The sequence below is a fragment of the Burkholderia sp. Bp9099 genome (genome assembly GCF_003857805.1).
Classification (GTDB): Bacteria; Pseudomonadota; Gammaproteobacteria; order Burkholderiales; family Burkholderiaceae; genus Burkholderia.
In genome coordinates this window covers 141,329-167,038 of sequence record NZ_QTPU01000008.1, presented here as the reverse complement: position 1 = coordinate 167,038, position 25,710 = coordinate 141,329, and the positions used below count along the sequence as shown (strand labels likewise).

26 protein-coding genes are annotated in these 25,710 nt (G+C 69.1%); 10 read left to right on the top strand and 16 right to left on the bottom strand.

What is annotated here, in order from left to right:
• The first annotated feature begins 15 nt into the window (after nt 1-15).
• A complete protein-coding gene (locus tag DIE17_RS11240) occupies nt 16-525 on the top strand; it encodes a GNAT family N-acetyltransferase (RefSeq protein WP_044845369.1) in 510 nt (169 codons plus the stop codon).
• An 8-nt stretch (nt 526-533) separates the two neighbouring features.
• On the opposite strand, the gene DIE17_RS11235 is transcribed toward DIE17_RS11240, so the two are convergent.
• Together DIE17_RS11235 and DIE17_RS37900 are read right to left on the bottom strand one after the other, a co-directional pair.
• On the bottom strand, nt 534-1,487 hold the full coding sequence (locus tag DIE17_RS11235; protein ID WP_124487674.1) for a leucyl aminopeptidase: 954 nt from the start codon (nt 1,485-1,487) through the stop codon (nt 534-536).
• Nucleotides 1,488-1,545: 58 nt separating this feature from the next.
• The gene (locus DIE17_RS37900; protein WP_006752127.1) at nt 1,546-1,668 is read right to left on the bottom strand and encodes a hypothetical protein; all 123 of its coding nucleotides are present in this window, start codon (nt 1,666-1,668) and stop codon (nt 1,546-1,548) included.
• Between the two features lie 471 nt (nt 1,669-2,139).
• Here DIE17_RS37900 and DIE17_RS11230 point away from each other — a divergent pair, with 471 nt between their 5' ends.
• Nucleotides 2,140-3,390 carry a YbfB/YjiJ family MFS transporter gene (locus DIE17_RS11230; protein ID WP_124487673.1) on the top strand — a complete coding sequence of 417 codons (1,251 nt, stop codon included), beginning with the start codon at nt 2,140-2,142 and terminating at the stop codon, nt 3,388-3,390.
• Between the two features lie 61 nt (nt 3,391-3,451).
• On the opposite strand, the gene hpaC is transcribed toward DIE17_RS11230, so the two are convergent.
• Nucleotides 3,452-3,997, bottom strand: coding sequence for a 4-hydroxyphenylacetate 3-monooxygenase, reductase component (gene hpaC, locus DIE17_RS11225; RefSeq protein WP_124520373.1), 546 nt, complete (start codon nt 3,995-3,997; stop codon nt 3,452-3,454).
• 332 nt (nt 3,998-4,329) lie between these two features.
• Between hpaC and DIE17_RS11220 the strand changes: the two genes are divergently transcribed.
• A complete protein-coding gene (locus DIE17_RS11220; RefSeq protein WP_124893120.1) occupies nt 4,330-4,962 on the top strand; it encodes a response regulator transcription factor in 633 nt (210 codons plus the stop codon).
• 188 nt (nt 4,963-5,150) lie between these two features.
• Here the strand turns inward: DIE17_RS11220 and DIE17_RS11210 are convergent, their stop codons facing one another.
• From DIE17_RS11210 to DIE17_RS11190, 5 genes are read right to left on the bottom strand one after another with little or no spacing between them, the layout of a single operon-like run.
• A complete protein-coding gene (locus tag DIE17_RS11210; protein WP_124667055.1) occupies nt 5,151-5,894 on the bottom strand; it encodes an SDR family NAD(P)-dependent oxidoreductase in 744 nt (247 codons plus the stop codon).
• A 56-nt stretch (nt 5,895-5,950) separates the two neighbouring features.
• A complete protein-coding gene (locus tag DIE17_RS11205; RefSeq protein ID WP_124920811.1) occupies nt 5,951-7,075 on the bottom strand; it encodes an amidase in 1,125 nt (374 codons plus the stop codon).
• A 30-nt stretch (nt 7,076-7,105) separates the two neighbouring features.
• Nucleotides 7,106-7,666 (bottom strand): nuclear transport factor 2 family protein, encoded by a 561-nt coding sequence (locus DIE17_RS11200; RefSeq protein WP_124920810.1) that lies wholly within the window; start codon nt 7,664-7,666, stop codon nt 7,106-7,108.
• A gap of 8 nt (nt 7,667-7,674) precedes the next feature.
• The gene (locus DIE17_RS11195) at nt 7,675-8,052 is read right to left on the bottom strand and encodes a hypothetical protein (RefSeq protein WP_011356094.1); all 378 of its coding nucleotides are present in this window, start codon (nt 8,050-8,052) and stop codon (nt 7,675-7,677) included.
• A 53-nt stretch (nt 8,053-8,105) separates the two neighbouring features.
• Complete coding sequence (locus DIE17_RS11190; RefSeq protein WP_124920809.1) at nt 8,106-9,299, bottom strand: acyl-CoA dehydrogenase family protein; 1,194 nt, start codon at nt 9,297-9,299, stop codon at nt 8,106-8,108.
• A gap of 127 nt (nt 9,300-9,426) precedes the next feature.
• On the opposite strand from DIE17_RS11190, the gene DIE17_RS11185 reads away from it, so the two are divergent.
• Nucleotides 9,427-10,983, top strand: coding sequence for an ATP-binding protein (locus DIE17_RS11185; RefSeq protein WP_124920808.1), 1,557 nt, complete (start codon nt 9,427-9,429; stop codon nt 10,981-10,983).
• 98 nt (nt 10,984-11,081) lie between these two features.
• Here the strand turns inward: DIE17_RS11185 and DIE17_RS11180 are convergent, their stop codons facing one another.
• The 3 genes from DIE17_RS11180 to DIE17_RS11170 form a co-directional block, all read right to left on the bottom strand.
• Complete coding sequence (locus DIE17_RS11180) at nt 11,082-11,468, bottom strand: 2-hydroxymuconate tautomerase family protein (protein WP_044845361.1); 387 nt, start codon at nt 11,466-11,468, stop codon at nt 11,082-11,084.
• Between the two features lie 318 nt (nt 11,469-11,786).
• Nucleotides 11,787-12,287, bottom strand: coding sequence for an aromatic-ring-hydroxylating dioxygenase subunit beta (locus DIE17_RS11175; RefSeq protein WP_124920807.1), 501 nt, complete (start codon nt 12,285-12,287; stop codon nt 11,787-11,789).
• Nucleotides 12,287-13,570 carry a Rieske 2Fe-2S domain-containing protein gene (locus DIE17_RS11170; protein ID WP_044845359.1) on the bottom strand — a complete coding sequence of 428 codons (1,284 nt, stop codon included), beginning with the start codon at nt 13,568-13,570 and terminating at the stop codon, nt 12,287-12,289. Before DIE17_RS11170 ends, DIE17_RS11175 begins: the two co-directional genes overlap by 1 nt.
• A 139-nt stretch (nt 13,571-13,709) precedes the next feature.
• On the opposite strand from DIE17_RS11170, the gene DIE17_RS11165 reads away from it, so the two are divergent.
• From DIE17_RS11165 to DIE17_RS11155, 3 genes are all read left to right on the top strand, one after another.
• Nucleotides 13,710-14,630 carry a LysR family transcriptional regulator gene (locus DIE17_RS11165; RefSeq protein WP_124920806.1) on the top strand — a complete coding sequence of 307 codons (921 nt, stop codon included), beginning with the start codon at nt 13,710-13,712 and terminating at the stop codon, nt 14,628-14,630.
• A gap of 125 nt (nt 14,631-14,755) precedes the next feature.
• Entirely contained in the window at nt 14,756-15,514 is a 759-nt protein-coding gene (locus DIE17_RS11160; RefSeq protein WP_185640867.1) for a hypothetical protein, read from the top strand.
• 9 nt (nt 15,515-15,523) lie between these two features.
• Nucleotides 15,524-15,760, top strand: coding sequence for a hypothetical protein (locus DIE17_RS11155; RefSeq protein ID WP_124487663.1), 237 nt, complete (start codon nt 15,524-15,526; stop codon nt 15,758-15,760).
• Between the two features lie 58 nt (nt 15,761-15,818).
• Here DIE17_RS11155 and DIE17_RS11150 read toward each other — a convergent pair whose 3' ends face one another.
• Together DIE17_RS11150 and DIE17_RS11145 are read right to left on the bottom strand one after the other, a co-directional pair.
• Nucleotides 15,819-16,799, bottom strand: coding sequence for a PDR/VanB family oxidoreductase (locus DIE17_RS11150; protein ID WP_124920805.1), 981 nt, complete (start codon nt 16,797-16,799; stop codon nt 15,819-15,821).
• A 211-nt stretch (nt 16,800-17,010) separates the two neighbouring features.
• Nucleotides 17,011-18,414, bottom strand: coding sequence for an MFS transporter (locus DIE17_RS11145; RefSeq protein WP_124920804.1), 1,404 nt, complete (start codon nt 18,412-18,414; stop codon nt 17,011-17,013).
• A gap of 410 nt (nt 18,415-18,824) precedes the next feature.
• On the opposite strand from DIE17_RS11145, the gene DIE17_RS11140 reads away from it, so the two are divergent.
• Nucleotides 18,825-19,955 (top strand): porin, encoded by a 1,131-nt coding sequence (locus DIE17_RS11140; RefSeq protein ID WP_124920803.1) that lies wholly within the window; start codon nt 18,825-18,827, stop codon nt 19,953-19,955.
• A gap of 32 nt (nt 19,956-19,987) precedes the next feature.
• Here the strand turns inward: DIE17_RS11140 and DIE17_RS11135 are convergent, their stop codons facing one another.
• Both DIE17_RS11135 and DIE17_RS11130 read right to left on the bottom strand, forming a co-directional pair.
• Nucleotides 19,988-21,019 carry a LysR family transcriptional regulator gene (locus DIE17_RS11135; protein WP_044845355.1) on the bottom strand — a complete coding sequence of 344 codons (1,032 nt, stop codon included), beginning with the start codon at nt 21,017-21,019 and terminating at the stop codon, nt 19,988-19,990.
• Nucleotides 21,016-21,990 (bottom strand): AraC family transcriptional regulator, encoded by a 975-nt coding sequence (locus DIE17_RS11130; protein WP_124571146.1) that lies wholly within the window; start codon nt 21,988-21,990, stop codon nt 21,016-21,018. Before DIE17_RS11130 ends, DIE17_RS11135 begins: the two co-directional genes overlap by 4 nt.
• A gap of 149 nt (nt 21,991-22,139) precedes the next feature.
• Between DIE17_RS11130 and DIE17_RS11125 the strand changes: the two genes are divergently transcribed.
• Both DIE17_RS11125 and DIE17_RS11120 read left to right on the top strand, forming a co-directional pair.
• On the top strand, nt 22,140-23,246 hold the full coding sequence (locus DIE17_RS11125; protein WP_124920802.1) for an NAD/NADP-dependent octopine/nopaline dehydrogenase family protein: 1,107 nt from the start codon (nt 22,140-22,142) through the stop codon (nt 23,244-23,246).
• Nucleotides 23,243-24,253 (top strand): 3-hydroxybutyryl-CoA dehydrogenase, encoded by a 1,011-nt coding sequence (locus DIE17_RS11120; protein WP_124920801.1) that lies wholly within the window; start codon nt 23,243-23,245, stop codon nt 24,251-24,253. Before DIE17_RS11125 ends, DIE17_RS11120 begins: the two co-directional genes overlap by 4 nt.
• Nucleotides 24,254-24,363: 110 nt before the next feature.
• On the opposite strand, the gene DIE17_RS11115 is transcribed toward DIE17_RS11120, so the two are convergent.
• On the bottom strand, nt 24,364-25,701 hold the full coding sequence (locus DIE17_RS11115; protein WP_124522032.1) for an MFS transporter: 1,338 nt from the start codon (nt 25,699-25,701) through the stop codon (nt 24,364-24,366).
• Between the last annotated feature and the right edge of the window lie 9 nt (nt 25,702-25,710).

Here is a 25,710-nt window from a genome sequence, read left to right as displayed (position 1 = left end):
CACGAGAGGACCCGCATGATCACGCTTCGCCCGATGACCGAAGACGACTTCCCCCGCTTCTGGCCCACGTACCACGCGATCGTCGCCGCGCAGGAGACCTACGCATTCGATCCGGCGCCCACGCGTGAAGCCGCCCGCGCGCTGTGGCTCGATGCGCCGCTTTGCACGTGGGTTGCCGAAGAGGATGGCGTGCTGCTCGGCTCGTACTTCCTGAAGGCGAACGCGGCCGGCCCCGGCAATCACGTGTGCAACTGCGGTTACATGGTCAGCGAGGCCGCGCGCGGCAAGGGCGTCGCGCGCCTGATGTGCGAGCACTCGCAGCAGGTGGCGCGCGAACGCGGCTTCCTCGCGATGCAGTTCAATTCGGTGGTCGCGACGAACGAGGTGGCGGTCGCGCTGTGGCAGAAGCTCGGCTTCGAGATCGTCGGCCGCCTGCCGCGCGCGTATCGTCACGCGCGGCTCGGCTTCGTCGACTGCTTCGTGATGTTCAAGTGGCTCGGCGACGCGGCGGCCGCCGACGCCTGATGCCAAGGTCAGACGGCGAACGCGCCGTCGAACACGATCCGCTCGTCGAACGCCAGCGTGCCGCGCGCGAAGATCAGGTCGAGGTGGTGGCTGCCGTTCGCGCCGCCGCCGAGGCCGAGATGCAGGCCCGGATGGCGTTCCTCGAAGCCGGCGTTGCGGCCGTATAGCCCGCGGATGCCCAGGTTCGTGCCGATGCCGAATTCCTCGATGCGCCGGTGATTGTCGTGCCGGTCGAGGTACGACGCGAAGTCGCGCCGGAAGCCCGCGTCGTCGCTGTCGAAATCGACGATCAGGCTGTCTTCGACATGCAGCGTCGCGAGCCGCTCGGTCACGCGGTACTTGATCGCGAACGGCACGGTGCCGAGGAACGTGCCGCTGAACACGATCGAGCCGTGCAGGTCGGTGACGTGCGTCGCAATCTCGCCGGGCACGACGTCGAGATTGCCCATCCCGTCCACGCTCGTCCATTTCTGGTCCGGCGCAAGCGAGCCGGTCAGCGTGTTGCCGGCTTCGTCGATGAAATGGATCTGCGATGCGCGCGCGGCCGCTTCGATCAGCCGGCCGTTGCGCGCGGCGATGTCGTCGAGCGATTCGGCGAACGCCTCGTCGAGATGCGGGCCGTAATCCTTGAACAGCACCGACTTGCTCCAGTGCCTGACGATCGCGGGACGGATCGCGGCCAGGAACGGCGGGCCGCTCGGCGACGGCGTCGGCAGGCACGACGAGTCGTACAGCAGCACGAACAGGTCCGCATGCGTGAGCGCGGCGGCGATGTCGGCGGGCGGGGTGGTGTCGAGGCAGAGGATCGTCGCGTCGAGCGAGTCGGGCAGGGCGGAAAACGCACGCAACGCGGTGTCGCGGTTGCGGCTGTCGTAGCCGACCAGCAGTTTGCCCGTCTCGCCGCGTGCGAGCTTGTCGCGCAGCGCCGGGTGATACCCCAGCGCACGGTGCAGGTTCAGCATGCGTGTCTCCGGAGGCGGCGGAAGGGCCGCGGCCCTTCCGCGGGAACGGGCTGGCCGCTCAGACCGGCCAGAGCGCGGTGCCGAACGGCACCACGGCATCCTCGACCATCATGTCGACGGCCTCGGGGTGCGTGTCTTCCTGCATCCAGTCAAGCAATTCGATCTGCCGGGTTTCCTGCATGTCAATTCTCCTGTGGTGAACATGAGCGATTCAACATGAAAGCGCGGTAACGGGATTACCGCGGCTCATCCGATGTTTTTTGAATACCGGACGAGTGGCGTCGATATTAGTCTGATGATTTGGTGAATGCAATGCGTGGCGAGGTTTTTAGCCGCGGCGTGCTAAACATGCGGGTTCGCTGCATTTCGCGCGGTGAAGGCGTATGAATCCAATCGCAAAACCCGAGGATTTTTTTCGAATATCGGGGCCGCAATCGATTGATTGATTCATTCAAGCGATTTTTTGAATCGCGAGTTCAATCGCGTCGATCGTTTCGATTTCCGCCATTCACGAACAATGCGCGCGGTTATCGTGGACGCGAACCGGCTTCAGCGGTTTTCTGGCACCATCTGACGACCTCGCGCGCGGGCCGCAGCCGCGCGCCTGCCGCCGTCCCGGCGGCACGATGCGAACCACGATGGAGACACCGCGATGCGCGCAGCGCCGCAACCGGAGCACGCCGGGCCAGCACGACAGGACGCCGGCGCCACCGAACCCGACCGCATGACCGCGTGGCGGCTCGCGATCTGCCTGTCGCTCGGCAGCGCGATCGCGCTCGGTCTCGCGCGCTTCTCGTACGCACTGCTGCTGCCGCCGATGAAGGCCGATCTCGGCTGGACCTTCGCGCAGGCAGGCGCCTTGAACACGGCCAACGCGGCCGGCTACCTGATCGGTGCGCTCGTCTTTCCGTTGCTGTCCCGCCGCTGGCGCACCGGCACGCTGCTGGCGGCCGGCTGCGCGCTGACCGCGGTGCTGATGGCCGCATGCGGGCTCACGTCCGGCATGAACGCGCTGCTCGTCGAGCGGCTCGCGACCGGCGTCGGCAGCGCGCTGATCTTCATCAGCGGCGGCGTGCTGGCCGCGCGGCTCGCGTCCGCAGCGCCGCGCGACGCGGGGCTGCTGCTCGGGCTCTATTACGGCGGCACGGGGTGGGGCATCGTCGCGTCGTCGCTGCTCGTGCCCGCCACGCTCGTGCAGCGCGCGCACGGCTGGCAACCAGCATGGTTCGCGCTCGCGTTCGCATGCGTGCTGTTCTCGGCGATCGCCGTGTCGGCGGCGCGTCGCATCGAGCATGCGCACGCGGCACCGGCCGCGCGGCGTGACGGTGCCGCGCCGGCGGCGACCGCGGGCCCTGCGCGCTTCGCACTCGCGCTCGCCGGCTACGGCCTGTTCGGCGTCGGCTACATCGGCTACATGACGTTCATCGTCGCGCTGCTGCGCGGCGCGGGAATGAGCGGGACGGTCGTGTCCGCGTTCTACGTGATGCTCGGCGTCGCGACCGTCGTGTCGGCGCGGCTGTGGTCGGGGCTGCTCGACCGGATGCGTGGCGGCCAGGCGCTGGCCGTGCTCAACGCATTGCTCGGCGTGGCGACGCTGATGCCGGCGCTGTTCGTGCATCCGGCGGCCGCGTTCGCGTCGGGCGTGCTGTTCGGCGCGACGTTCCTGTCGGCGGTCGCGTCGACGACCGCGTTCGTGCGCCACAACCTGCCGCCGGAAGGCTGGGCGAAGGGCATCAGCGCGTTCACGACGATCTTCGCGTTCGGGCAGATCGCCGGGCCGGTCGCGATCGGCTGGGTGTCCGACAGCGCGGGGCTTGCGCGCGGGCTCGTCTATTCGGCGCTGACGCTGTTCGCGGGCGCGGCCCTCGCGGCCGGACAGCGTGCATTAAGGGCGTCGGCGTAGCCGATCGGGCCTGCAACGACCGGCGAGCGCGACAACGTGAGCGCGACCGTTACCGTTCCCGTTACCGCACGCAGGCCGTGCGCGACACGCGATGAAACGCGCGGCTGAAGTAGATGAGGCTGTCGCCGTCGTTGCGCACGCGAATCGACGTCGCCTCGATGAACATCACCGAATGCGAGCCGACTTCCTTCATCTCGGCGATCCTGCCCTGCAGGCTCGCGAGCGCATCGCGCAGCACGGGGACGTCCTGCTCGCCGCGATCCCACACCGGCAATTCGAAGCGGCGTTCCATCGGCAGCTCGGTCATTCCCGCGAAATGGCGCGCGAGCAGTTCGTGCTCGGCCGGCAGCACGTTGATGCAGACCTGACGATTGCGCTCGAAGATCGCATGCATCGCGCTCGACCGGTTCAGGCACACGAGCAGCGTCGGCGGCGCGTCGGTGACGGAGCAGACGGCGCTCGCGGTGATGCCGCAGCGGCCGTGCGGCCCCGCGGTGGTGATCACGTTGACGGCCGCGCCGAGGTGGGCCATTGCCTGCCGGAAGGCCTGTTGCGCGTCGGTGGGGGCGGCGCGTGCCGGTTGCGGGGTATCGGTCGTTGCGGACATGGGCGCTCCTGGGTGAATGAGGGCGGCGATCGTGCGCGTTGTCGATGCGGCAGCGGATCGTCGACGATGAACCAAGCGTACGTCGCGAAAAAGCCGGCGAACATTCGCACGATTGACGATGAAGATGGCGTTCCCGCCAGCGCATCTAAAGGTTCTACCTAGATGCGCGGCATGACGTGCGAAAAAAAGTGCGATCGGACGTTCGAGCGGTACGTAAAGGGGTATTCAGCGCATTTCCGGCTCGTTATGATGTGCCGCACACCCCGACGAACGACGCTTGCCTCACCCGCGGCGCGTGCGATACCGATACCGATATCTTGCGAGACACCCCGATGACGTCACCCGCTCCGATCGTATACATCGTCGACGACGACAGCGGCATGCGGACCTCGCTCGCGTGGTTGCTCGAATCGGTCGGCATCGCGTCCGAGGGATTCGCGAATGCCGCCGATTTTCTCGCGCGCTTCGACGTGAACCTGCCCGCGTGCCTGGTGCTCGACGTGCGAATGCCGGAGAAAAGCGGATTCGACGTGCAGGCGGAACTGAACGCGCGCGGCGCGACGCTGCCGGTGATCTTCGTCAGCGGACACGGCGACATTCCGATGTCGGTGCGCGCGCTGCAGAACGGCGCGATCGACTTCGTCGAGAAGCCGTACAACTCGCAGCAGATGCTCGAGCGCGTGCAACGCGCGCTGCGGCTCGCGCAGCAGCGGCACGCGGTCGGCCAGCGTCACCGCGGGCTGCGCCAGCGGCTCGATGCGCTGACCGCGCGCGAGAAGGAGGTGCTGCGCGGTGTCGTCGACGGCAAGGGCAGCAAGCAGATCGCGTCGGACCTGTCGATCAGCGTGAAGACCGTCGACGTGCATCGCGCGAGCATCAAGGAGAAGCTCGGCGCGACGTCGATCGCCGCACTGGTGCGCGACGTGATGGTCGTGTGGGGCGACGACGGGGAGTCGTCGCGCTAGCGCGGGGTGGTTCGCACGCGAATCGGGCCGTGCGTGTAAGCGCAGTGCCCGCACGCACCGCACGCACCGCGCACACCGCATACACCGCATACACCGCATACACCGCATACACCGCATACACCGCGCGCTGGTACTGACCAGCACCGGCCGGCATCAGCCTGCACCGCACGCTCGACGCATGCCGCCGCTCAACGCATGTACAACCCGCCGTTGATGTCCCAGCACGCGCCGTTCGCGAAATGCGCGTCGCCCGACGCGAGCAGCACGGCCGCATCGGCGACGAAGCCGGCCGACCCGAGCTTGCCGCCCGGCAGGCTCGCGAGCACCTGCCGCAGCTTGTCCGGCGCGACGCTCTCGTACACGATCGGCAGGTCGAGCGGCCCCGGCGAGATCGCGTTGACGGTCACGCCCTGCGCGGCGAGGTCGCGCGCGAACACCTTGGTCAGCGTCAGCGTGCCGCCTTTCGCGGCCGCGTAGTGCGCGCCCGTCGCCGAGCCGCCGTTCTGCCCCGCGAGCGACGCGATGTTGACGATGCGGCCCGCGCCGCGCGTCGCGAAATACTGGCCGAACACCTGGCAGCCGAACAGCACGCTGCGCAGGTTCACGTCGATCACCTGGTCGAACTGCTCGGCCGTGATCTCCATCGCGGGCACGACCTTCGATGCGCCGGCATTGTTGACGAGCACGTCGATCGCGCCCCAGCGCGCGACGAGCGCATCGCGCGCGGCTTCGAAATCGCGTTTCGACGTGACGTCGAGCGGCAGCGCGACTGCGCGTGCGCCGCTCGCGTCGAGGTCGCGCGCATGCGCGTGAATGGCGTCGACGGCGATGTCGGCCAGCGCGACGCGATAGCCGGCCGCATGAAAGCGTTCGGCGATGACGGTGCCAAGCCCGCGCGCGGCGCCGGTGACGAGGACGACTCGGTCTGACATGGTGCGTGATTCCGTTGGTTCGCGGAACGTGGCCACAGCCGCGCCCGCATCGTGGTTCATGCGGCGAGCGCCGCTTCGAAGTGCGCGGCGACCGCGCACACCTGTTCGTCCGCGCCCTTGCGTCCGACGATCTGCAGCCCGGCCTTCAGCGGCGTTCCCGCGAGCGGCAGCGGCAGGCTGAGCGCCGGATGGCCGCTCAGGTTGAACGGCCGGATCAGCGACGACATCGCGATGACCGATACGCCGTCGCGTGCCTGCCGAAGCGTGATCGGCAGCACGGGCAAGGTCGGCAGCACCAGCACCTCCGCGCGCTCGAGCGCGGCATCGACCTGCGCCGTGAAGCGGGCACGCACGGCTTCCGCTTGCGCGAGCGCGGCGGGGGGCGTCGTCGCGGCCGAGCGCAGCCGCGCATCGAGATCCGCGCCGAGCTTGCCGGTTTCGACGAGATGACCGAATGCACGCGACGTTTCCGCATTGATGACGGCAAGCCCAGCGGTGAACGCATCCTGCATCGCATCGAGCACGACGTCGTACGTACACAGGCCCGACGCGCCAATCGCCGCGTCGAGCGCGGCCGCGATGGCCGGCTCGGCCTCGACGACCACGCGTGCGACCGTGCAGCCGGCAACGGGTGCCGCCGCGCGCGCCCGGTCGAAGCCCGGCGCGATGGCGGCCATCACGGCCGCGAGCGTGCGGATGTCGCGCGCGAACGGCCCGACACAGTCGAGCGTGGTGACGTCCGGCGCGACGCCGCGTCGCGACACGCGGCCGAACGTCGGCTTGAGCCCGGCCACGCCGCAGCAGGCGGCCGGCCCGCGGATCGAGCCGCCGGTATCGGTGCCGAGCGCGGCGTCGACGGCGCCGAGCCCGACGAGCGATGCCGACCCGCTCGACGAGCCGCCCGGGATGCGCGTCGGATCCTGCGGATTGACCGGCGTGCCCGTGTAGTCGTTGATGCCGGTCATGCCGAACGCGAGCTCGTGCATGTTCGCCTTGCCGGCGATCTGCCAGCCGGCGTCGAGCAGCAGGCGGACCACGTCCGCGTGCTGCGAGGCGGGCGCTGCGTCGGCGAGCGCGCGGCTGGCCGCGCGGGTCGGATGGCCGGCGATGTCGATCGTGTCCTTGATCGCGATCGTCGGGCCCGGGCCGCCCAGCGTGAAGGTGTCGATGAAGCCTGTCATGGTCGATGGCGTGCGAGTGCGGTGAAGGGTTCAGGCGTGCGGCGCGGCGGCGAGCGGCCACGGGCCGTCGAGCACGCGCTCGGTGCGGAAATGGCGGATCAGCCAGGTCGCGCCGTCGGCGGCCGGCGCGAAATCGATGGTCAGCCGCGCGGCGATCAGCTCGGCCGTGCCGTCCGCGTAGCGCGACGCCTGCAGCATGATCCAGCGGCCGCGCGCGCTTGCATGGTCGCCGCCGACGTCGATCGACTCCGACGTCAGGAAGTGCAGGTTCGCCGAGAAATGCGGATCGGGCGGCAGGTAGCGGCGCAGCATCGCGACGATCGCGTCCGTGCCTTCGAGGCGGCCGAACTTGCGCGCGTACTGCGGGCCGATGCCTTCCCACACCGCGTCGGCCGTGAATAGCGCGGCGAGCGCCGGCCCGTCGCCGGCATCCTCCGGCACGTCGCACAGCGCCATGTAGCGCGTGATCGTCGCGCGCACCGCGCGTTCGGCGTCGAGCATCGCCACGCGCCGCGCGAGCGCGTCGAGCGCTTTGACGGCTTCGCGTGCGTCGGGCGCTTCGAGCGCGCGCGTCGAATCGGGTCCGGTCATCGCGCGCCTCACGCCGCGGGCTTCGCGGCCGGCGGCACGGTCAGCGCACGGCCGACCCGCGCCTCGATCTTGCCGTAGCGCCACAGGTTGTATTCGCCGACGGGCGTCGTGCGATACAGGTTGCATACCGCGACCGTCGTGTCGAAGTCGGCGACGTCGGCCATGATGTAGAACGTCCACGGCGCGCCGTCGGCCTGGCCGACGACGAGGCGATCGTCATCCATCACGCCGAGCACGCGCACGCCGGGCATCGCCTCGACGGCGGCGAGCATCGCGCCGTACGCTTGCCACACTTCGCCGATCTTCTCGCGCGGCAGGTCGAAGAAGTTTTGCGACACGCCGCAGCAGAACAGCACGCGCAGCGGCAGCGGATTCGAATCGGACATGAAAGGTTCTCCTGAACAATGCGTTGTGCGGCGTCGAAGCGAATCGACGCGGATTACAGATAGCCGGGAAACGGCGTGACGCCGGTGAACACCGCACCCGCGCCGTCGAAGTTGCCTTCGCCGAGAAACGCGTGCTGCGTGACGACCATCGCGTCGCGCAGCAGGCGCTGCAGCGGATGCGTGCGATAGATCGCGGCCGTGCCGCCGAGGCGGTACGCGCGCTCGACGACGCTCGCGCCTTCGCGGGCGATATGCGTGGCCGCGAGCCGCAGCAGGCTGACCTGCTCGGGCGTGACCGGGTTGCCGGCCAGGATCGACTGCCAGACCGAGTCGGTCGCGTCGTAGAAGAACGCGCGCGCCGAGCGCAGCTGCGCTTCGGCCTTCGCGAGCTCGATGCGGAAATACGCGCGATCGGCGAGGCGCGGGGCGCCGGTGGTCGTCTGGCGGCCGCCCGACATCCGGTTCGCGACGTCGAGCGCCGCGCGGGCCAGCCCGAGGTTGACCACGGCGAGCACCTGCGCCGCATACGCGACGGTCGGATAGCGGTACAGCGGCTCGTCGACGGTCGGCTCGCCGCCGCGCACGAAGGTCCACGCGTCGGGCACGAAGCGGTCGTCCACGCGCAGGTCGTGGCTGCCGGTGCCCTGCATGCCGACCACGCTCCAGTTCTCGACGATCTCGACGTCGGCGGCACGGAACACGGCCGTGCGCGGCTTGTTCGGCGCGGCGTCCTGCGCGCCGGGCACCGCGATGCCGACGCCGAGCCAGTCGGCGCCCTTGCAGCCGCTCGCGAATTTCCACGTGCCGTTCACGCGCCAGCCGCCGGGTTCCGCCTGCGCCGGCTGGACCGGGAACAGCCCGCCCGCGAATACCTGGTCGGGGCCGCCCGCGTACAGCTCGGCCTGCGTGGCGAGCGGCAGCGCGGCGAGATAGACGTTGGCCGAGCCGAAGCTCGCGACCCATGCGGCCGACCCGTCGGCGGTCGCGATCCGCTCGATCATGTCGAGGAACGCGGTGGGCGCGAGCGCATCGCCGCCGAAGCGGCGCGGCGTGCCCGCGCGATAGATGCCGGCCTCCTTGAACAGCGCGATCACGTCGCGCGGCACGTGCGACAGGCGGTCGAATTCGTCGCGGCGCGCGGCGACGGTCTCGATCACCGCGTCGAGCGGCGACACCCGCGCGACCGCTTCGCGGACCGCATGCGGCGAGGGGGACGCGGCGTCGATGGCGAGGGCGGCGTTGGGCATGAGTGGCTCCTGGGAATGGGGTTCGAAAGACGATGCAATCAGTCTAGAAACGCCGAAAACACGCAGCAATTGGTGCGTAAGGCCGCGCGACTGGTGTGGCTCCGTGCCGGACTAAAGAAATCTTCAGATGCGGGCCGTGCACGCCGGTGCTATGTTGGACATCCGGCCGCGCGCCGCCGCGCGCCTTCAACCGAATCCGCTCATGAGCTTCCCCGACGAAGACGATTTCCACCGGCTGCTCGACGCATTGACGACCTGCGTGCTGCTGCACGACGCGCAGACCAAGGCGATCGTGTGGGCGAACCGCGCCGCGTGCATCGCGCTCGGCTTTTCTGTCGAGGAGCTGCTGCCGCTGAAGGCGCCTGACATGACGCGTCCCGAACCGAAATACCGGCGCGAGATCGGCGTGGGCGCGATGGATCGCGCGATCGCCGAAGGGCGGCCGCAGGTGTACGAGTGGTGCTATCGGTCGCGCACCGGCGTCGACATGCTGTCGGAGGCAATCGCGACGCACGTGCCGCTGCGCGGGCGCGACGTCGTGATGGTGCAGTTCCGCGACATCAGCGCGGAGGAGGCGATCCGTCAGCAGTTGCGCCGCTACGAGGCGCGGCTGCGCGAATTCATGCAGGACCTCGACGAAGGCATCGCGGTCGTGACGCCGAACGGCGGCGCGCAGTTCATCAGCGAGTCGGGGCGCCGCGTGCTCGGGCTCGCGCCCGACGATGCGCTCGGCGGCGTGCTCGACTACTGCACCGCGGCCGATCGCGACCGGCTCGTCGCGCAGCTGCGCGATGCGCCGTCGACGTGCCCGTCCGAGCCGCCGCGCTACCGCTTCGTGCGGCGCGACGGCTCGGCGTGCTGGCTGCGCATCACGTGCCGGCAAGTCGAGATCGAAGGCGACCTCGACGGCTTGCTCGTGCATTTCCGCGACGTCAGCGACGAAGTCGCGATCGAGGAGGCGCGCCGCGCCGAAGCGCGCATGCTCGAATACGCGGGCCGCTACAACGCGATGGGCGAGATGGCGACGGTGATCGCGCACGAGCTGAGCCAGCCGCTCGCGGCCGTGCGCAACTTCATCGAGGGTGCGGTGCAGCGGCTGAACACGCGCGGCGCCGTCGACGATGCGATCTGGGGGCTGCGCAGCGCGGACCGGCAGGCCGAGCATGCGGCGCTGATCATCAAGAGCGTGCGCGAGTTCATCGTGAAGCGCGAGCCGGTCGTCGCGCTCGCCGACCTGCGCGAGATCCTCGCCGACGTCGCGTATTTCATCGAGCTGCGTGCGAAGGAAGCGGGCGTGACGGTCGCGATCGTGCAGGCCGACAAGCCGCTGCCGATTCGCTGCGAGCGTGTGCTGATCGGGCAGGTGATCCTGAATCTGGCCTTCAACGCGATCGAGGCGTTCGCCGGCTGCGCGCGCGCGCCGTGCACGCTGACGCTCGGCACCGCCGACGTCGGCGGCCACGCGGAGCTGCGGGCGATCGACAACGGGCCCGGTATCGCCGAAGGGGCGCACGACCGGCTGTTCGACGGTTTCTCGTCGTCGAAGGCCGGCGGCAACGGGATCGGGCTGTCGCTGTGCAAGAGCATCGTCACGCGTCATGGCGGGCGCATCGGCGCGAGCCCGGCCGAAGGCGGCGGGCTCGACTGTCGCGTGACGCTGCCGCTTGTCGGTGCGCAGGCGTAAGCGGTGCGTCGCGGCGCAAGCGTAACGGGCGCCATGCACGTCGCGCGCATCACGCACGTCACGCACATCGCAGCCAGGCAGCGACGCGCGGCACACGATCAGCGCCCCAGCGCCCGCGCGGTTTGACCACCGATCCCGAAGTCGGTGTTCGGGATGTCCTTGATGATCACGCGCGTCGCCTGCAATGGCGCATCGAGCACGTTCGCGCCGGCGTCCGACAGCGCCGCGATCAACGCGCGTTTCTGCTCGTCGGTGCGGCCGGCGATCAGGATCGCGACGATTACCGGCAGCGACGGCGGTGCGCCATCGGCGGCCGTGCGGCCGCCAAGGCCGATGTGCGTGGCGGGCAATTCGGTGAGCAGGACACGCACCGATTCGAGCGGTGCGCCGATCGCGTCGACGGTCGCGCCGCTGAGCCGCGCGATCAGCTCGGCCTTGCGCGCGTCGTCGTGGCCGGCCGGCAGGAAAACTTCGAGTGTGGGCATGGTCGTCCGGAAAGGTGAAGGTGGCCGGCTCACCGTTGCGCTGGCGATGGCGAACCGGCGGCCGCTTGCAGCAGGAAGCCGATCTCGCTGCGCGCATCGGTCGAGCCGATCAGGTGGACGACCGTTTCCGCATTCGAGTGTGGGCTGGGTCGTCCGGAAAGGTGAAGGTGGCCGCCTCACCGTTCCGATCGCGCCGAGTGATTCGGCCGAACCGATCGGACGGACGACCGTTTCCGCATTCGAGTGTGAGCATGAGCGTCCCGAAAGGTGAAGGTGGCCGGCTCACCGTTGCGTTGGCGACAGCGAAGCGGCCGCCGCTTACAGCAGGAAGCCGATCGCGCTGAGTGCCTCGGTCGAGTCGATCAGCCGCACGACCTTCTCCGCGATCCGCATTTCGCCGTCCGCGTCGATGTGCAGCTTGTGCGTGACGTCGGCCGCGAACAGCGTCGCGACGCCGCGCTTGTACGCGACGACGACCTGCGCGGATTTCAGCTCGACCATGCCGGCGCTGCTGCTTTCCAGCGTGAAGCGCGACACGGTGCGCACCGTGCGCGCCGCGTCGGTCGCCGACGCCGAGTAACCGGACAGCATCCGCTGCACGCGCTTCTCGCGCATGTCCTGGTCGTCGAACACGTAGTTGAGCGTCGCCGCGAAGTCGGTGGTGTCGGGATCGATCGGCACCACGTAGTGACCGGCTGCATCCCACAGGTCGAGCCATGCGCGATAGTCGCGGCGGTCGAGCAACTCGGCTTCGCGCCACACGAATTCGACCGCGCGGGCGAAGGTCTGCTCGGAAAAAAGGGCGTTGCGGTCGTCCATTACTGTTGCTCCATCATCTTGCGCCATTGCTGGTAGGCCTCGCGCATGCCCGTCTCGTCGGTCGCATGCGCGGTCTTTTCGCCGTTCGCGGCGGTCGTCTCGCGGTTCAGCCCGCGGTTCACGAGGATCGGCACGTCCGGCCCCGCATGCGCGCCGCGCTGCACGCGCTCCCATGCTTCCGCGTCATCGGGGCTGCCGAAGCCGAACGGTCCCTGGAAATGCTCGTGAATCCGCAGCCGCTCGCGATTCGCTTCGTCCGGGCCGCCATCCATCGCGAGCGCGACGTGACGGATCTCGGTTTCGTTCGCGGAGATCGGCCGCAGCACGCGGAAGAACGCCATCGACAGCGCGAGGTTCGGAAACAGGTTCAGGTTGAAGCCGACGCCCATCAGCGAGCGCACGATGCGGCGCACTTCGTCCGGCGTATGGCGCTCGGCGAGCTTCGCCGCGAGCGGCGCGAAGCGTTCGGGCAGCGGCGCGCCGTCGTCCTGGTCGAGATCGATCAGCTCGGGCATCAGCACCGCGAGGCTGTGACCGTTGCCGAGCCCGCGGCAGAACGCGTCCTCGCTCGTCATGAAGCTCGTGATCGCGGCCGCCGTTTCGTCGTCGATCGACTTCATCCACGACTTGTGCACGACGGGGAAGTGATAGAGGTCGGTCGTGTTCTCGAGCTGGATCTTCCAGTTGCCCTTGAACTTGAACTTGTGCTCGCCGTTCGCCTTGATCGGGTAGCCGGCACCCTGCTTCATGAACAGGTCGATCCACGGCTTCGCGCCGCCGAGGAAATCCTCAAGCGGTTCGATGGCGTCGTTGAAGCTCGCGAAGATCAGCCCCTGGTACACGCCCACGCGCAGCTTCACGAGCGGCAGGTCGCCTTTCTCGCACACGCCTTCGTAGCCGTCGCCGTACGGCAGCGCGCGCAGCGTGCCGTCGAGCGCGTACGACCAGCTGTGATACGGGCACGTGAAGCCTTTCGCGTTGCCCTTGTGCGATTCGCACACGGTCGCGCCGCGGTGGCGGCAGCGGTTCTGCAGCACGTTGATCTCGCCGGTCCTGTCGCGCACGACGATCACCGGCTGGCGGCCGATCGTCGTCGTGACGAAGTCGCCCGGGTTCGGCAGCTCGCTCTCGTGCGCGACCCAGATCCAGGTGCGGTAGAAGATGCGGTCGAGCTCGGCCTCGAACAGCGCGGGGTCGTGATACATCGCGGGCGCGATGCGGTCGGGCTGCGCGAAGCCGTGCAACGCGCGGGTGTCGATCGTCTGGGTGGGAATGTCGCTCATCGTCGTCGTGGGGAAAGAGTCGCGAAATCGGGCCGCGTCGCGCGCGGCATCGGGTACCCAGTCTCGTCTTCCGCTACATATCCGTCAAATTGATCTAAAATTGCCAATCAAATAAATACGGCAAATGATGGAGGTCACGATGACATCGGTCGATCATCTCGATCTGAACCTGTTGCGGGTGTTCCAGGCGATCGTCGAGGAGCGCAGCCTGACCAAGGCCGGCGAGCGGCTCGCGCTGTCGCAGCCGGCCGTCAGCTATTCGCTCGGGCGGCTGCGCACGCTGTTCGACGATCCGCTGTTCGTGCGCACGCGCGCGGGGATGCAGCCGACGCCGGTCGCGCTCGAACTCGCGGGGATCGTCGGCAAGGCGCTCGACATGGTGCGCGTCGCGCTGCGCTATGCGGAGCGTTTCGATCCGGCGTCGAGCACGCGCACGTTCCGGCTGTCGCTGTCGGATGCGGGCGAGATGGCGTACCTGCCGGCGATCTGCCAGGCGCTGCGCGAACGCGCGCCGCGCGTGACGCTCAGCGTGCAGCCGCTGCCGGTGGAGGAGATCGAGGAGGCGCTGCGCGCGAGCCGGCTGGACTTCGCGATCGGCAACCTGCCGGAGCTGATGCCGCGCACGCGCCACCAGCTGCTGTTCGAGGAAACCTACGTGTGCATGACGGGGCGCCGGCGCGGGCTGCCGGCCGGTGCGGCGCTGAGCCTCGAGCAGTTCGTGCGCGCCGCGCACGTCAACGTGAAATCGGTCGAGCACAGCCACCATGCGCTCGACGACGCGTTGCGCGCGCAGGGCGTGGGCCGCAACATCGCGCTCGAAGTGCCGCACTTCGTCGCGCTGCCGAGCGTGCTGTCGGTGACCGATCTCTATGCGACGCTGCCGAAGCGGCTCGCGCGGATCCTGAACCGCGACAACGCGTTCCGGCTCTACGAGCTGCCGGTCACGCTGCCGCCCGCGCCGGTCACGATGCACTGGCACGAGCATTTTCACGAGGACGAGGGGATCGCGTGGATGCGCACGCTGCTCGCCGAGATCGTCGAGCGGTTCGACGACGCGTGACGGTCGGGCTGCGTGAGCGCGTCAGAGATCGGGGAGGACTGCTAAAGTATGGGCTTCGAAGTGCTAGGCCTGACGTTGAGAGAGCAACGTTATGTTCTGCAAAGCCGATACGGAGAACAGGATTCATGGCTTCAGTGACGATTGATCTGGGTGCCGGAAAGCGCGCTACGCTCACGCGTGCGTCACGTTCAAGCGGTACCAGCTTGTCCGCCAGTCAACGCAGCGACGTGTCCGAATTAATGTTGCACTGGCCGAAATACAGTGGTCTGACCACGAACGTGCTGACATACCTTCGCCAACTTGGCCTAGACGCACTCCAAGGCACTCCGCTTGATGCGCTCAAGGCTGCCATCGAAAATGGACGCGTGGCGGTACAGATCGAACGACAAGCGGTTGGTGGTGGGGGTTCGGCTGGAGGTTCTCCCACAACTCCGCCATTCCCAAAAGCCAATAGGTTCGCCAGTGTGCCGAGAATGGCCCCGCTACCGGTAGACAAGCCCTTGCCTGGTTGGGCGACACCCAGCGATGTGTCTGCGGGCGAGCTCATGAGCTATCTGCAGAGTGTTGTCTCGGGCGGTGCAGGTGGTGCGGCCGCGATGGCGGGCGGCGCGGGCTTCGCTGATTCGACTTCGCTCAGTGAGGCATCGCCATTCGATTTTTCGCCAGATGCGTTGGGAGACGCGGTTCAAGTCGCGGGTGTCGACCGAGGCGATATGATGGCCTGCGACATCATCAAGGCTGAGTGCAAAGGCTCAGTGTTGCGCGAGTTCCCAGGGCAATATCTGAATTCGACGCTCAACGAGATTCAAGGTGATGCGAGCGATGGCATCAAAGAGGCGCGTAAGGCGCTCAAGTTGCTCAACGATAACCGTTTCAAGAAATAGGTGCCCGACATGACCCCCAACACACTGTTCGATCTGCTCGATCAGCTCGAATCTGCGAAGATCCACTACACCCTGAGCCGCAACCGACCGGATACGGTGCTGGTTTCGATCACGGTGGTCGGGATGCGGGTAGAGGTTGACGTGTTCCGAGACGGGCACACCGAGGTTTGCATCTTTCGCGGCACGGAGGAACCCACGGACGATGCGAATGAGCTCGAACGTATCATCGAAGCAAATCGGGATTGATTGCTGAGCGCCGCGCGCCCGCATCTTCCGACGCATTGCACCGATGATACGGGGCGCATCACAGATCGAGAACGAGCACCGCCGAGCGCGCCCGCGACACGCAGCAGCAGATCACCGTGTTGCTCGCGCGCTCGGCCTTGCTGAGGCAGTGGTCGCGATGATCCGGCTCGCCGTCGAGCACCGGCACCATGCAGGTGCCGCACACGCCTTCGCCGCATGACGTATCGACCTCGACGCCGATGCGCGCGAGCGCGTCGACGATCGACGTGCCGGGCGCGACGCGCACCGCTTGGCCGCTGCGCTGCAGGCGCACTTCGAAGCCTTCCGCCGGGGCGGCATTGACAGCGGCGTCGGCCGCGACGGGTTCCGCCGCGAAGCGTTCGAGGTGAATCGCGTCTTCCGGAAGCCGCGTGGCTGCCGCCGCGACGACGGCATCCATGAACGGCCCGGGCCCGCACGTATAGACGTGCGCTTTCGCGTCGATCGACTCGACGCAGCGGCTCAGTTCGGCCGCGAGCGCATCGGGTGCGATCCCGTAATGGAAGGTCACGCGCGACGCGAACGGTTCGGCCGACAGTTCGTCGACGAAGGCCGCGTGTTCACGGCTGCGCGCGAAGTAGTGCAACCGGTAACGCGCGCCGCGCTGCGCGAGCGCGTACGCCATCGACAACAGCGGCGTGATGCCGATCCCGGCCGCGACCAGCACATGCTCGCTCGCGTCGTCCGCCAGACGAAACAGGTTGCGCGGCGCGCCGATCGACAGCTCGGCACCGACGCGCACGTCGTCGTGCAGCGAGCGCGAGCCGCCGCGCGACTGCGCTTCCTTCTTCACCGCGAACAGGTAGCTGCCGCGCTCGTCGGGGCGGCCGCACAGCGAGTATTGCCGTGTGACGCCGGACGGCGCGGTGACGTCGATATGGGCACCCGGCTCGTACGCGTCGAACGGCTGGCCGTCGACGCGCGAGACCCGGAAACAGCGGATGTCCTGAGCCGCGTCGATCAGCGCGTCGATCCGGACCTGGTGGCGGTTCGCTTGCATGGGGTGTTCCGTGGGGTAGAAGAAACCGGCGCGGCGGATACCGCGCCGTCATGCAACCGAGAATAAGGACGGGCATCGCATAAATCAAATCGATAAAAAAGCGATGCCAGAATCAGTGAGGTGGATGATAGTCGGCGACCAGCATGGCGGCCGCGGCGTCGACGATCGCGCAGGCGGTGCGCCGAACACGCGATCGCTGAACAGCGCGACTTCAGCGTGCGGCAACGGCGCTGCCGCCGTCGACAGTCGCAGCGGCCGAGGCCGACGCCGACGCATGGCCGCGTTCGCGCTCGAGGCTGCGTCGATACTGCCGGCAGCCGACGGCCAGCAACAACGCGGCGAGCGTGGCCGCCGCGACGTTCACGATCGACATCGAATGGCCGACCGCCGCCGGCGCGCCGAACACGCGATCGGTGAACAGCGCGACGACGGTCGTGCCGATCCCGAGCGCGATCAGGTTCGACACGAGCAGGAACAGCGCGGAGATCTGCGCGCGCATCTGGTTCGGCGCGAGCGTCTGCATCGCGGCGGTCGACGTCGGCATCGGGAACGACGCGAAGAACATCGCGACGACGAGCATCGCGAGCGATGCCGGCAGGCTGTCGAGCTGCGTGAACAGCGTCGCGGGGATCACCATGCACGCGGCGCCGATCGCGCCGGCGCGCATCGGCGCATCGGTGCGGCCGCGGCGCAGCAGCCAGTCGTTGAGCCAGCCGCCGCAGAACACGCCGGCGGTATTCGCGACGAGCAGCACGATGCCGAGCGTGTAGCCGGCTTCGACGGCCGTCATCCCGAAGCGGCGGATATAGAACGCGGGCGTCCAGCTCAGCAGGCAGTACAGCGCCATCGCATAGAACGAGAAGCCGAGGTAGTGGCACGCGAAGGTCGCGCGATGCGTGCCGACGAAGCGCAGCGAATCGCGCATCGACACGCGCCGCACGGCGCCCGAGCGGTCCTGCGCGAGCCCCTTGCGCTGCGGGTCGCGCACGGTCGCGGCGAACAGCAGCGCGACGAGGATCCCCGGCAGCCCGACGATCAGGAACGTGACCTGCCACGCATGCACCTGCCCGACGACCGGCAGCGTGAACGCGCTCGCATGCTTGAGCAGCGCGATTACGTAGCCGCCGATCAGGAACGCGACGCCGCCGCCGATGAACGAGCCGAGCGAATACACGGCGATCGCGCGGCCGAGCTTCTCCTTCGGGAAGTAGTCGGCGAGCATCGAATACGCGCCGGGCGACAGCGCGGCCTCGCCGACGCCGACCCCCATGCGCGCGACGAACATCTGCACGAATTGCTGGCTGAGCCCGCACGCGGCGGTCGCGACGCTCCACAGCGCGATGCCGAGCGCGATGATGCGCGGGCGCGCGTAGCGATCGGCGAGATACGCGACGGGCAGGCCCATCACCGCGTAGAACAGCGAGAACGCGAAGCCGTTGAGCAGGCTGAACTGCGTGTCGGTCAGGTGCAGGTCGCGCTTGATCGGTTCGATCATCAGGACGAGCACCTGGCGATCGACGAACGAAAAGACATACGCGAGCATGCAGATGACGACGACATACCATTCGTACGTATAGCGCTTGCCGTCGGCAGCGCGGGCCGTGGGTGCGGACATGCGGATTCTCCAGGAGCGGGCGATGGAAAAGCGCGGCGCGGGCCTCGCGGGCCGGGTGCCGTCGCGGTGCGAAAGCGTGCGGGTGACACGATCGGAGACGCAGCGTAGTCGGCCAAATTCGGCCGCCATAGCCGGAGTGACAGCCGCGCCACACGGACATTTACCGACGCGGATAAAGAAAACACCGAGGCCGTGCGCGCGGGCCGCCGCGCGGCGCACGTGCGGCGGCGCGTGCGCGCATCATGCGGCGCGTCTATAAGCGTTATAGAGCGCATTGCGTCGACGTCCGAAATTGTCGTTCCTAGACTCGGCCCGTTTTTGATCGGCAGCGTTCGCATCCGAATGCGAACGCGCTTCATGTCAAACGGCGCGATGCCGACAAGCGCCGGCATTTCCACGGGACGACCAAGATGAACCATTCGAACGGGCGGGCCGACCGGCTTGCCGTACCGCTTGCCACGCTGGCGGCCGCGCTCCTTGCGTGCGCATCGTTGCCGGCTGTCGCGCAATCGAGCGTGACGCTCTACGGCCGCATCGACACCGCGATCGAATATGCGAACGCCGGGCCGAACCACGTGACGCGCATGGGCAGCGGCAACCTGTGGGCGTCGCAGTGGGGGCTGAAGGGTGTCGAGGATCTCGGCGGCGGCTACGCGACGATCTTCAAGCTCGAGGACGGCTTCAACGCGGCGAGCGGCGCGCTGTCGAACGGCAGCGCGCTGTTCGGCCGCGAGGCGTGGGTCGGCATCACCGGGCCGTTCGGCGGCGTGCAGTTCGGCGAGCTCTACACGATCGTGCACACGACGCTCGTCACGTACAGCCTGCCCGGGCTCGGCGCGGGCCTCGCATGGGGCAACGCGACGAACAACTTCGTCGGCCCCGCGTTCCTGCGCGTGCGCAACTCGCTGCGCTACACGTCGCCGCGTTACGCGGGCTTCATGCTGCGCGCGATGGCCGCGCGCGGCACCAACGGCGCGGCCGGCCAGCCGGCGACGCTCGGCGACACGTACGGCGCGGGCCTCAACTACGTGCGCGGCGGGTTGTCGGTCGACGTCGACTACATGCAGCAGAAGTTCAGCCCGGTGGCGCCATCCGCGCTCGGCGTCACCAGTTCGGCCGCGAACGGCAACTACACGGTCGGCGCGATCTCGTACGACTTCAACGTCGTGAAGGTCGCCGCGCTGTACATGCGGCATCGCGGCGGCCCCGACGTCGCGGCCGCGATCGACAGCCAGAGCGCGTATCCGCACAGCGACACGATGGAACTCAGCGCGACGGTGCCGATCGGGCGCGCGTCGCTGCTGCTGAGCATCGGCCACTACCGGAAGGTCGCCGACAGCGACGGCAACGCCGATTCGTACGGCATCCGCTTCGACTATCCGCTGTCGAAGCGCACGGTGCTGTACACGGGGGCCGCGATGGTGCGCAACGGCGCGCACGCGCGCTTCGTCGTCAATGGCGCGGCGGGCGGCGGCGTCGCGGTCGCGAAACCCGGCGCGACCGCCAGCTCGATCGTCGCGGGCATCCTCACGGCGTTCTGAGCACCGAGGTCGGCCTGCGCCCGCCCGCGCCGCTATGCGCAGGCGGGCGGTTGCGGCGCGAGCCATGCGTCGAACGGCGCCTGCCGGCCGATGTCGAACAGTTCCAGCAGCAGCGCGCGCAGCCAGCGATGGCCCGGGTCCGCGTCGAAGCGCCGGTGCCAGTACGCGTTGACGGCCCATTCGCCCGCGCCCGCGATCTCGTAGAGCGTGCACGGCTGGCGCGCCGCGAACGTGAGCGCGACGGTCTCCGGCAGGATCAGCGCGTAATCGCCGTGTTCGAGCAGCGCCGGCACCACCAGGAAGTCGGGCAGCGCCGCCCGCACTCGCGGCATCAGGCCGTGTCGTTCCAGCAGCTGCATCGATTGCGGATGCGCGGTCACCGCGACGAAGCGCAGCGCGTCCGGCGCGTCGCCATCGAGCACGAAACCGCCGGGCAGCGCGAGGCGCTGCGCGGTGCGGCGCGGCATCAGCAGCACGCAGCGTTCGTGCAGCAGCGCGGTCCGCTGGAAATGGCTCGAGGCATCCGCGAAATGACCGAGCGCGAAGTCGATGCGGCCCGATTCGAGCGCGACGTTGAGCTGGCATTCGTCGACGTGCAGCGTCTCGATCACCGCGCCCGGCGCGCGCCGGTCGAATGCCGCGAGCAGCGTCGGCAGGAACGCGCTCGCCGCGAAGTCGCTCATGTGCAGCCGGAACACGCGCTGGGTGCTGTCCGGCGCGAAGCGCGAGCCTTCGTCGAGCACGTCCTGCAGGATCGCGAGCGCCTTGTCGACCGATAGTGCGAGCCGTTGCGCGCGCGGCGTCGGCTCGACGCCGGTGCCGGTGCGCACGAACAGCGCGTCGCGAAACATCAGGCGCAGCCGGCCGAGCGCGTAGCTCACCGACGGCTGCGTGACGCCGAGCCGCAACCCTGCGCGGCCGACGTGCCGTTCCTCGTACACCGCGCGAAACGTCTTCAACAGGTTCAGGTCGAGGTCCTGCACGCGCAGGCCGTCGGGCGCGTCCGCGTCGTGCGCCGCGGGCTCGGGGCGGGCCGGCGGCCGGCCGGTGGCGGAGTGCGTCATGGTGCTTGCCTCGCGGTGACGGAAGGCAGGTGGCCGTAACGCCGCGCATACGCCTTCGCGAAATGGCCGAAGCCGTGAATGCCGTGCGCGATCAGCACGTCCGTCACGCTGCGCGCGTCGCCGCGCTGCAGCGCGGCGTGCACCGCAGCCAGCCGGCGCTCGCGCACGTAGGTGGCCGGCGTGGTGTTCAGGAACGCGCGGAACGCATGCTGGAGCGTGCGCGGCGCGACGCCCGCGACGGCCGCCAGCGCGGCGAGCGCGAGCGGGTCGCCCAGGTGCGCGTCGACGTGGTCGCACGCGCGGCGCACGTGCGCCGGCAGCGGTGGCGTGCCGCGTGCGAGCGCGGCGCTGTACGAATGCGGCAGGTGCGTGAGCAGCAGCGCCATCAGCCACGCGGTGAGATCGGCGCCGAACGTCGTGATCGACGTGCCGATCCCCGGCTGCGCGCCGAGCCGGCACAGGTATTCGAAGGTCGGCAGCACGAGCGCCGCGCCCGCGCCGTTGCCGCCGGCCGCGAGATCGAACTGCAGCGGCCGCGTGAGCGTCGTGTGCAGCATGTCCTGCAGCTTGCGCTCGAGTGCGCCGCGTTCGAGCCGCAGCACTAGGTTGCGGCAATCGGGGCTCGTGCTCAGGCGGCTCGCGAGCGCCGGCGACGACACCGTCAGCTGGCCCGGCCCGGCGCGTGCGACCACGTCGCCGGCCTGCAGCTCACATGCGCCCGACAGCGTCAGCCGGAACAGGAAATGCCCGGCATCGTCGCCGAACTCGATGCGCGTCTCGCGGCCGTAGCAGAGCTCGAGCAGTGCGCCGTGATGCAGCGGCACCTCGTACAGCTCCGCATGAAACGGATCGCGGCCGTGCGCGGCCATCCGGTGCGGCCCGAGCCGGTGCGCGACCGCGCGTTCGACTTCGTCGGGCGCATGCAGCGTGCCGAGCCGGTTCGGCGCATGTCGGGAAAGGGCGATATCCATGCGGTGGCCTCGTGTCGGATGGATGGATGCGACGTCGTGCGCATCGCCGCGATTGCGTTGCGCGAACGGGCGCGCCGTTGCGCGTTTTGAAGCGACGCGACGTGCGCCGCCGCGTAGTCTCGGCAACACTCACTCACCGGGAGACGACGATGAAGGTATGTGTACTGGGCGGCGGCCACGGCTGCCATGCGGCCGCGATCGACCTGTTCGAGAAGGGCCACGACGTGACGTGGTGGCGGCGCGACCGCGAACCGCATGCGCGGCTGCGCGAGCTCGGCGCCTTGCAGGTGACCGACTATCGCGGCAGGCGTGCCGTGCCGCTCGGCGACGCACCCGGCGCGATCCGCCTGAGCGACGATCTCGCGGCCGCGCTGCGCGGCGCGCGGCTCGTCGTGGTGCCGCTGCCGGCCGTCTCGCACGATGCGCTCGCCGCGCAGGTCGCGCCCCTGCTCGAGGACGACCAGGTCGTGTTCCTGCCGCCCGGCACGTTCGGCAGCGTCGTGTTCGCGCGTGCGGCGGCCGATGCCGGCAACCGCGCGCGCGTCGCTTTTGCCGAGACCGGCACGCTGCCGTACCTGGTACGCAAGCATGGCGACAACGCGGTCGTGATCAGCGCGTATGCGACGCGCCTGCCGACCGGCGTGTTTCCCGCGAACGCGGCGGCCTGGGCGTTCGACGTGTTGCGCGCGGGCTACCCGTCGGTCGAGCCGGTCGAGGATGCGCTGTCCGGCGCGCTGATGAACGCGGGCCCGGTGATTCATCCGCCGCTGATCCTGATGAACGCCGGGCCGCTCGAACACTTCGACGCGTGGGACATCCACAACGAAGGCACGCAGCCGTCGATCCGCCGCGTGACGAATGCGCTCGATGCCGAACGCATCGCCGTGCGCGAGGCACTGGGCTACCGCGCGCCGCATTTCCCGCTGGCGGACCACTACGCGACCGACGGCGACGAATGGATGTACGGGCGCGGCGCGCACGGCAAGCTGACCGACAGCGGCGACTGGCGCGAGAAGATCGATTTGCGCACGCATCGCTACATGCTCGAGGACACCCGGCTCGGGCTGTCCTTCATCGTGTCGTGCGGGCGCCGGGCCGACGTGCCGACGCGCGTTGCGCAGGCGCTGCTGAGCGTCGCGTCGGCGGTGACCGGCCGCGACCTGTATGCGCAAGGGCGCACGCTGGAGGCGCTCGGCCTCGCCGCGCTGTCGCGCGACGCGATGCGCGCGCTGCTCGATGCGGGGTACGCCGCATGACGCCCGCCGCCGACGTGACGCGCGTGCACGTGCTCGGCGCGGGACGCATGGGGCAGGGGATCGCGCTCGTCTTTGCGTTCGCGGGCCTCGACGTGACGCTGATCGACTTCAAGCCGCGCGACGCGCAAGGCCGGCGCGTATTCGAGGATCGCACGCGCGGCGCGATCGCGCGGCCGCTGCATGCGCAGGTGGCTCTCGGCCGGATCGATGCCGACCAGGCCGCGGCCGTCGTCGCCCGCATCGCACTGGTCGCGCGTGAGGGCGCGGCGCCCGCCCTGCGCGACGCCGGCATCGTGTTCGAAGCGCTGCCCGAAGTGCTCGATGCGAAGGCCGACGCGCTGCGCTGGCTCGGCGCACATGTCGATGCGCATGCAACGATCGCGTCGACGACGTCGACGTTCGTCGTCACCGAGTTGCAGCGCCATGTCGCGCATCCGGAACGGATGCTGAATGCGCACTGGCTGAACCCGGCGCTGCTGATGCCGCTCGTCGAGATCAGCCGCAGCGACGCGACCGATCAGCGGGTCGTCGACGCACTGGCCGCGCTGCTCGAACGCGTCGGCAAGAAGCCGGTGATCTGCGGGCCGGCGCCCGGCTACATCGTGCCGCGCATCCAGGCGCTCGCGATGAACGAGGCGGCACGCATGGTGGAAGAGGGCGTCGCGAGCGCCGAGGACATCGACATGGCGATCCGCACCGGCTTCGGCCCGCGTTTCGCGGTGCTCGGGCTGCTCGAGTTCATCGACTGGGGCGGCTGCGACATCCTGTACTACGCGTCGACGTATCTCGCCGGCGAGCTCGGCCCGCGCTTCGCGCCGGCCGACAGCGTCGTGCGCAACATGGCGGCCGGGCGCGACGGCGTGCGTAGCGGCGCCGGGTTCCACGACTATGCGCAGGTCGACGTGCCGGCCTACATGCGGCAGCGGCTCGGCGAATTCGCGCGGCTGCTCGACCACCTGGGACTGGCGCCCGAGTTCGACGGCGCGCGGCGCAGCACCGACGCATAGCGCGGTCGTCGCGGCCGGGTGCGATCGTCGCGCCGCGCGCGCGTGCATGCGGTACCGCAAAACGGTGTGCCGTTCGCCGGCCGGAAGCGTCGCGTGCGCGGCGGCTACGCTCATGCCGCGTCGCCGCGCGTGTCGGCAGCAGGCGCGCCGCGCGTCTCGCGCATCACGCACAGCGTCACGACGGTCACGAGGCCGAGCGCCACGAGGAACAGCGACACGGGCCACGACGCGTGATAGCGCGCGAGCAGTGCGGTCGCGATCAGCGGCGACATGCCACCCGCGAAGATCGACGCGACTTCATGGCCGAGCGCGACGCCCGAATAGCGCACCTCGGTGCTGAACAGCTCGCCGACCAGCGCGGGCAGCGTGCCGATCATCGCGCCGTGGCTCACCGCGGTACCGACCGTCAGCGCGAGCCACACGAGCGGCGTCGCACGCGTGTCGAGCAGCCAGAAGAACGGAAACGCGCACGCGACGAGGCTCAGCGCGCCGATCAGGTACACGGGCTTGCGGCCGATCCGGTCGGACAGCCGGCCCCACGCGAGCATCGCGCCCATTTCGACGATCATCGCGATCATCACGCCGGTCAGCATCACGCCGTTCGGGATGCCGACGTATTTGCCGTAGACGAGCGAGAACGCGAGGAAGATGTACGCACCGCCGTTTTCGGCGACGCGCAGCCCCATCGCGAGCAGGATTTCCTTCGGATGGCGGCGGATGCATTCGACGATCGGCAAGTGCGTGTGCGCGCCGCGCTTGCCGGCCTGCTCGTAGTCGCGGCTTTCCGGCAGGTGGCGGCGGATGTAGATGCCGATCGCGAAGATCGCGATGCTCGCGAGGAACGGCAGCCGCCAGCCCCACGTGCGGAACGCGTCGTCGGGCAGCGCCTGGGCGGCGAGAAACGCGGCCGACGACAGCACGAAGCCGCCGCCGACGCCGAGCTGGCTCCACGCCGCGTAGTAGCCGCGCTGCTCGGGCGGCGCGTTCTCGCTGATCATCAGCACGCCGCCGCCCCATTCGCCGCCGGACGCGATGCCTTGCAGCAGCCGCAGCACGACGAGCGCCGCCGGCGCCCACAGGCCGACCTGCGCGTAGGTCGGCAGCAGGCCGATCGCGAACGTCGACGCGCCCATGATCAGCAGCGTCCACACGAGCGACGCCTTGCGGCCGTAGCGGTCGCCGACATGCCCGAACACGATCCCGCCGAGCGGCCGCGCGACGAAGCCGAGCGCGAACGCGGCGAACGCCGCGAGGCTGCCCGCGAGCGGCGACGCGCCGGGCGGAAAGAACACGTGGCCGAACACGAGCGCGGCGGCCGTGCCGTAGACGAAGAAGTCGTACCACTCCATCGCGTTGCCGGCGACGGAGGCGATGACGATGCGGCGAAGCTGCCGGTCGGCGAGCGGCCGGGCGGCGCTCGGGGATTGCATGGTGTCGGTCGGGTACATGGCGGACTC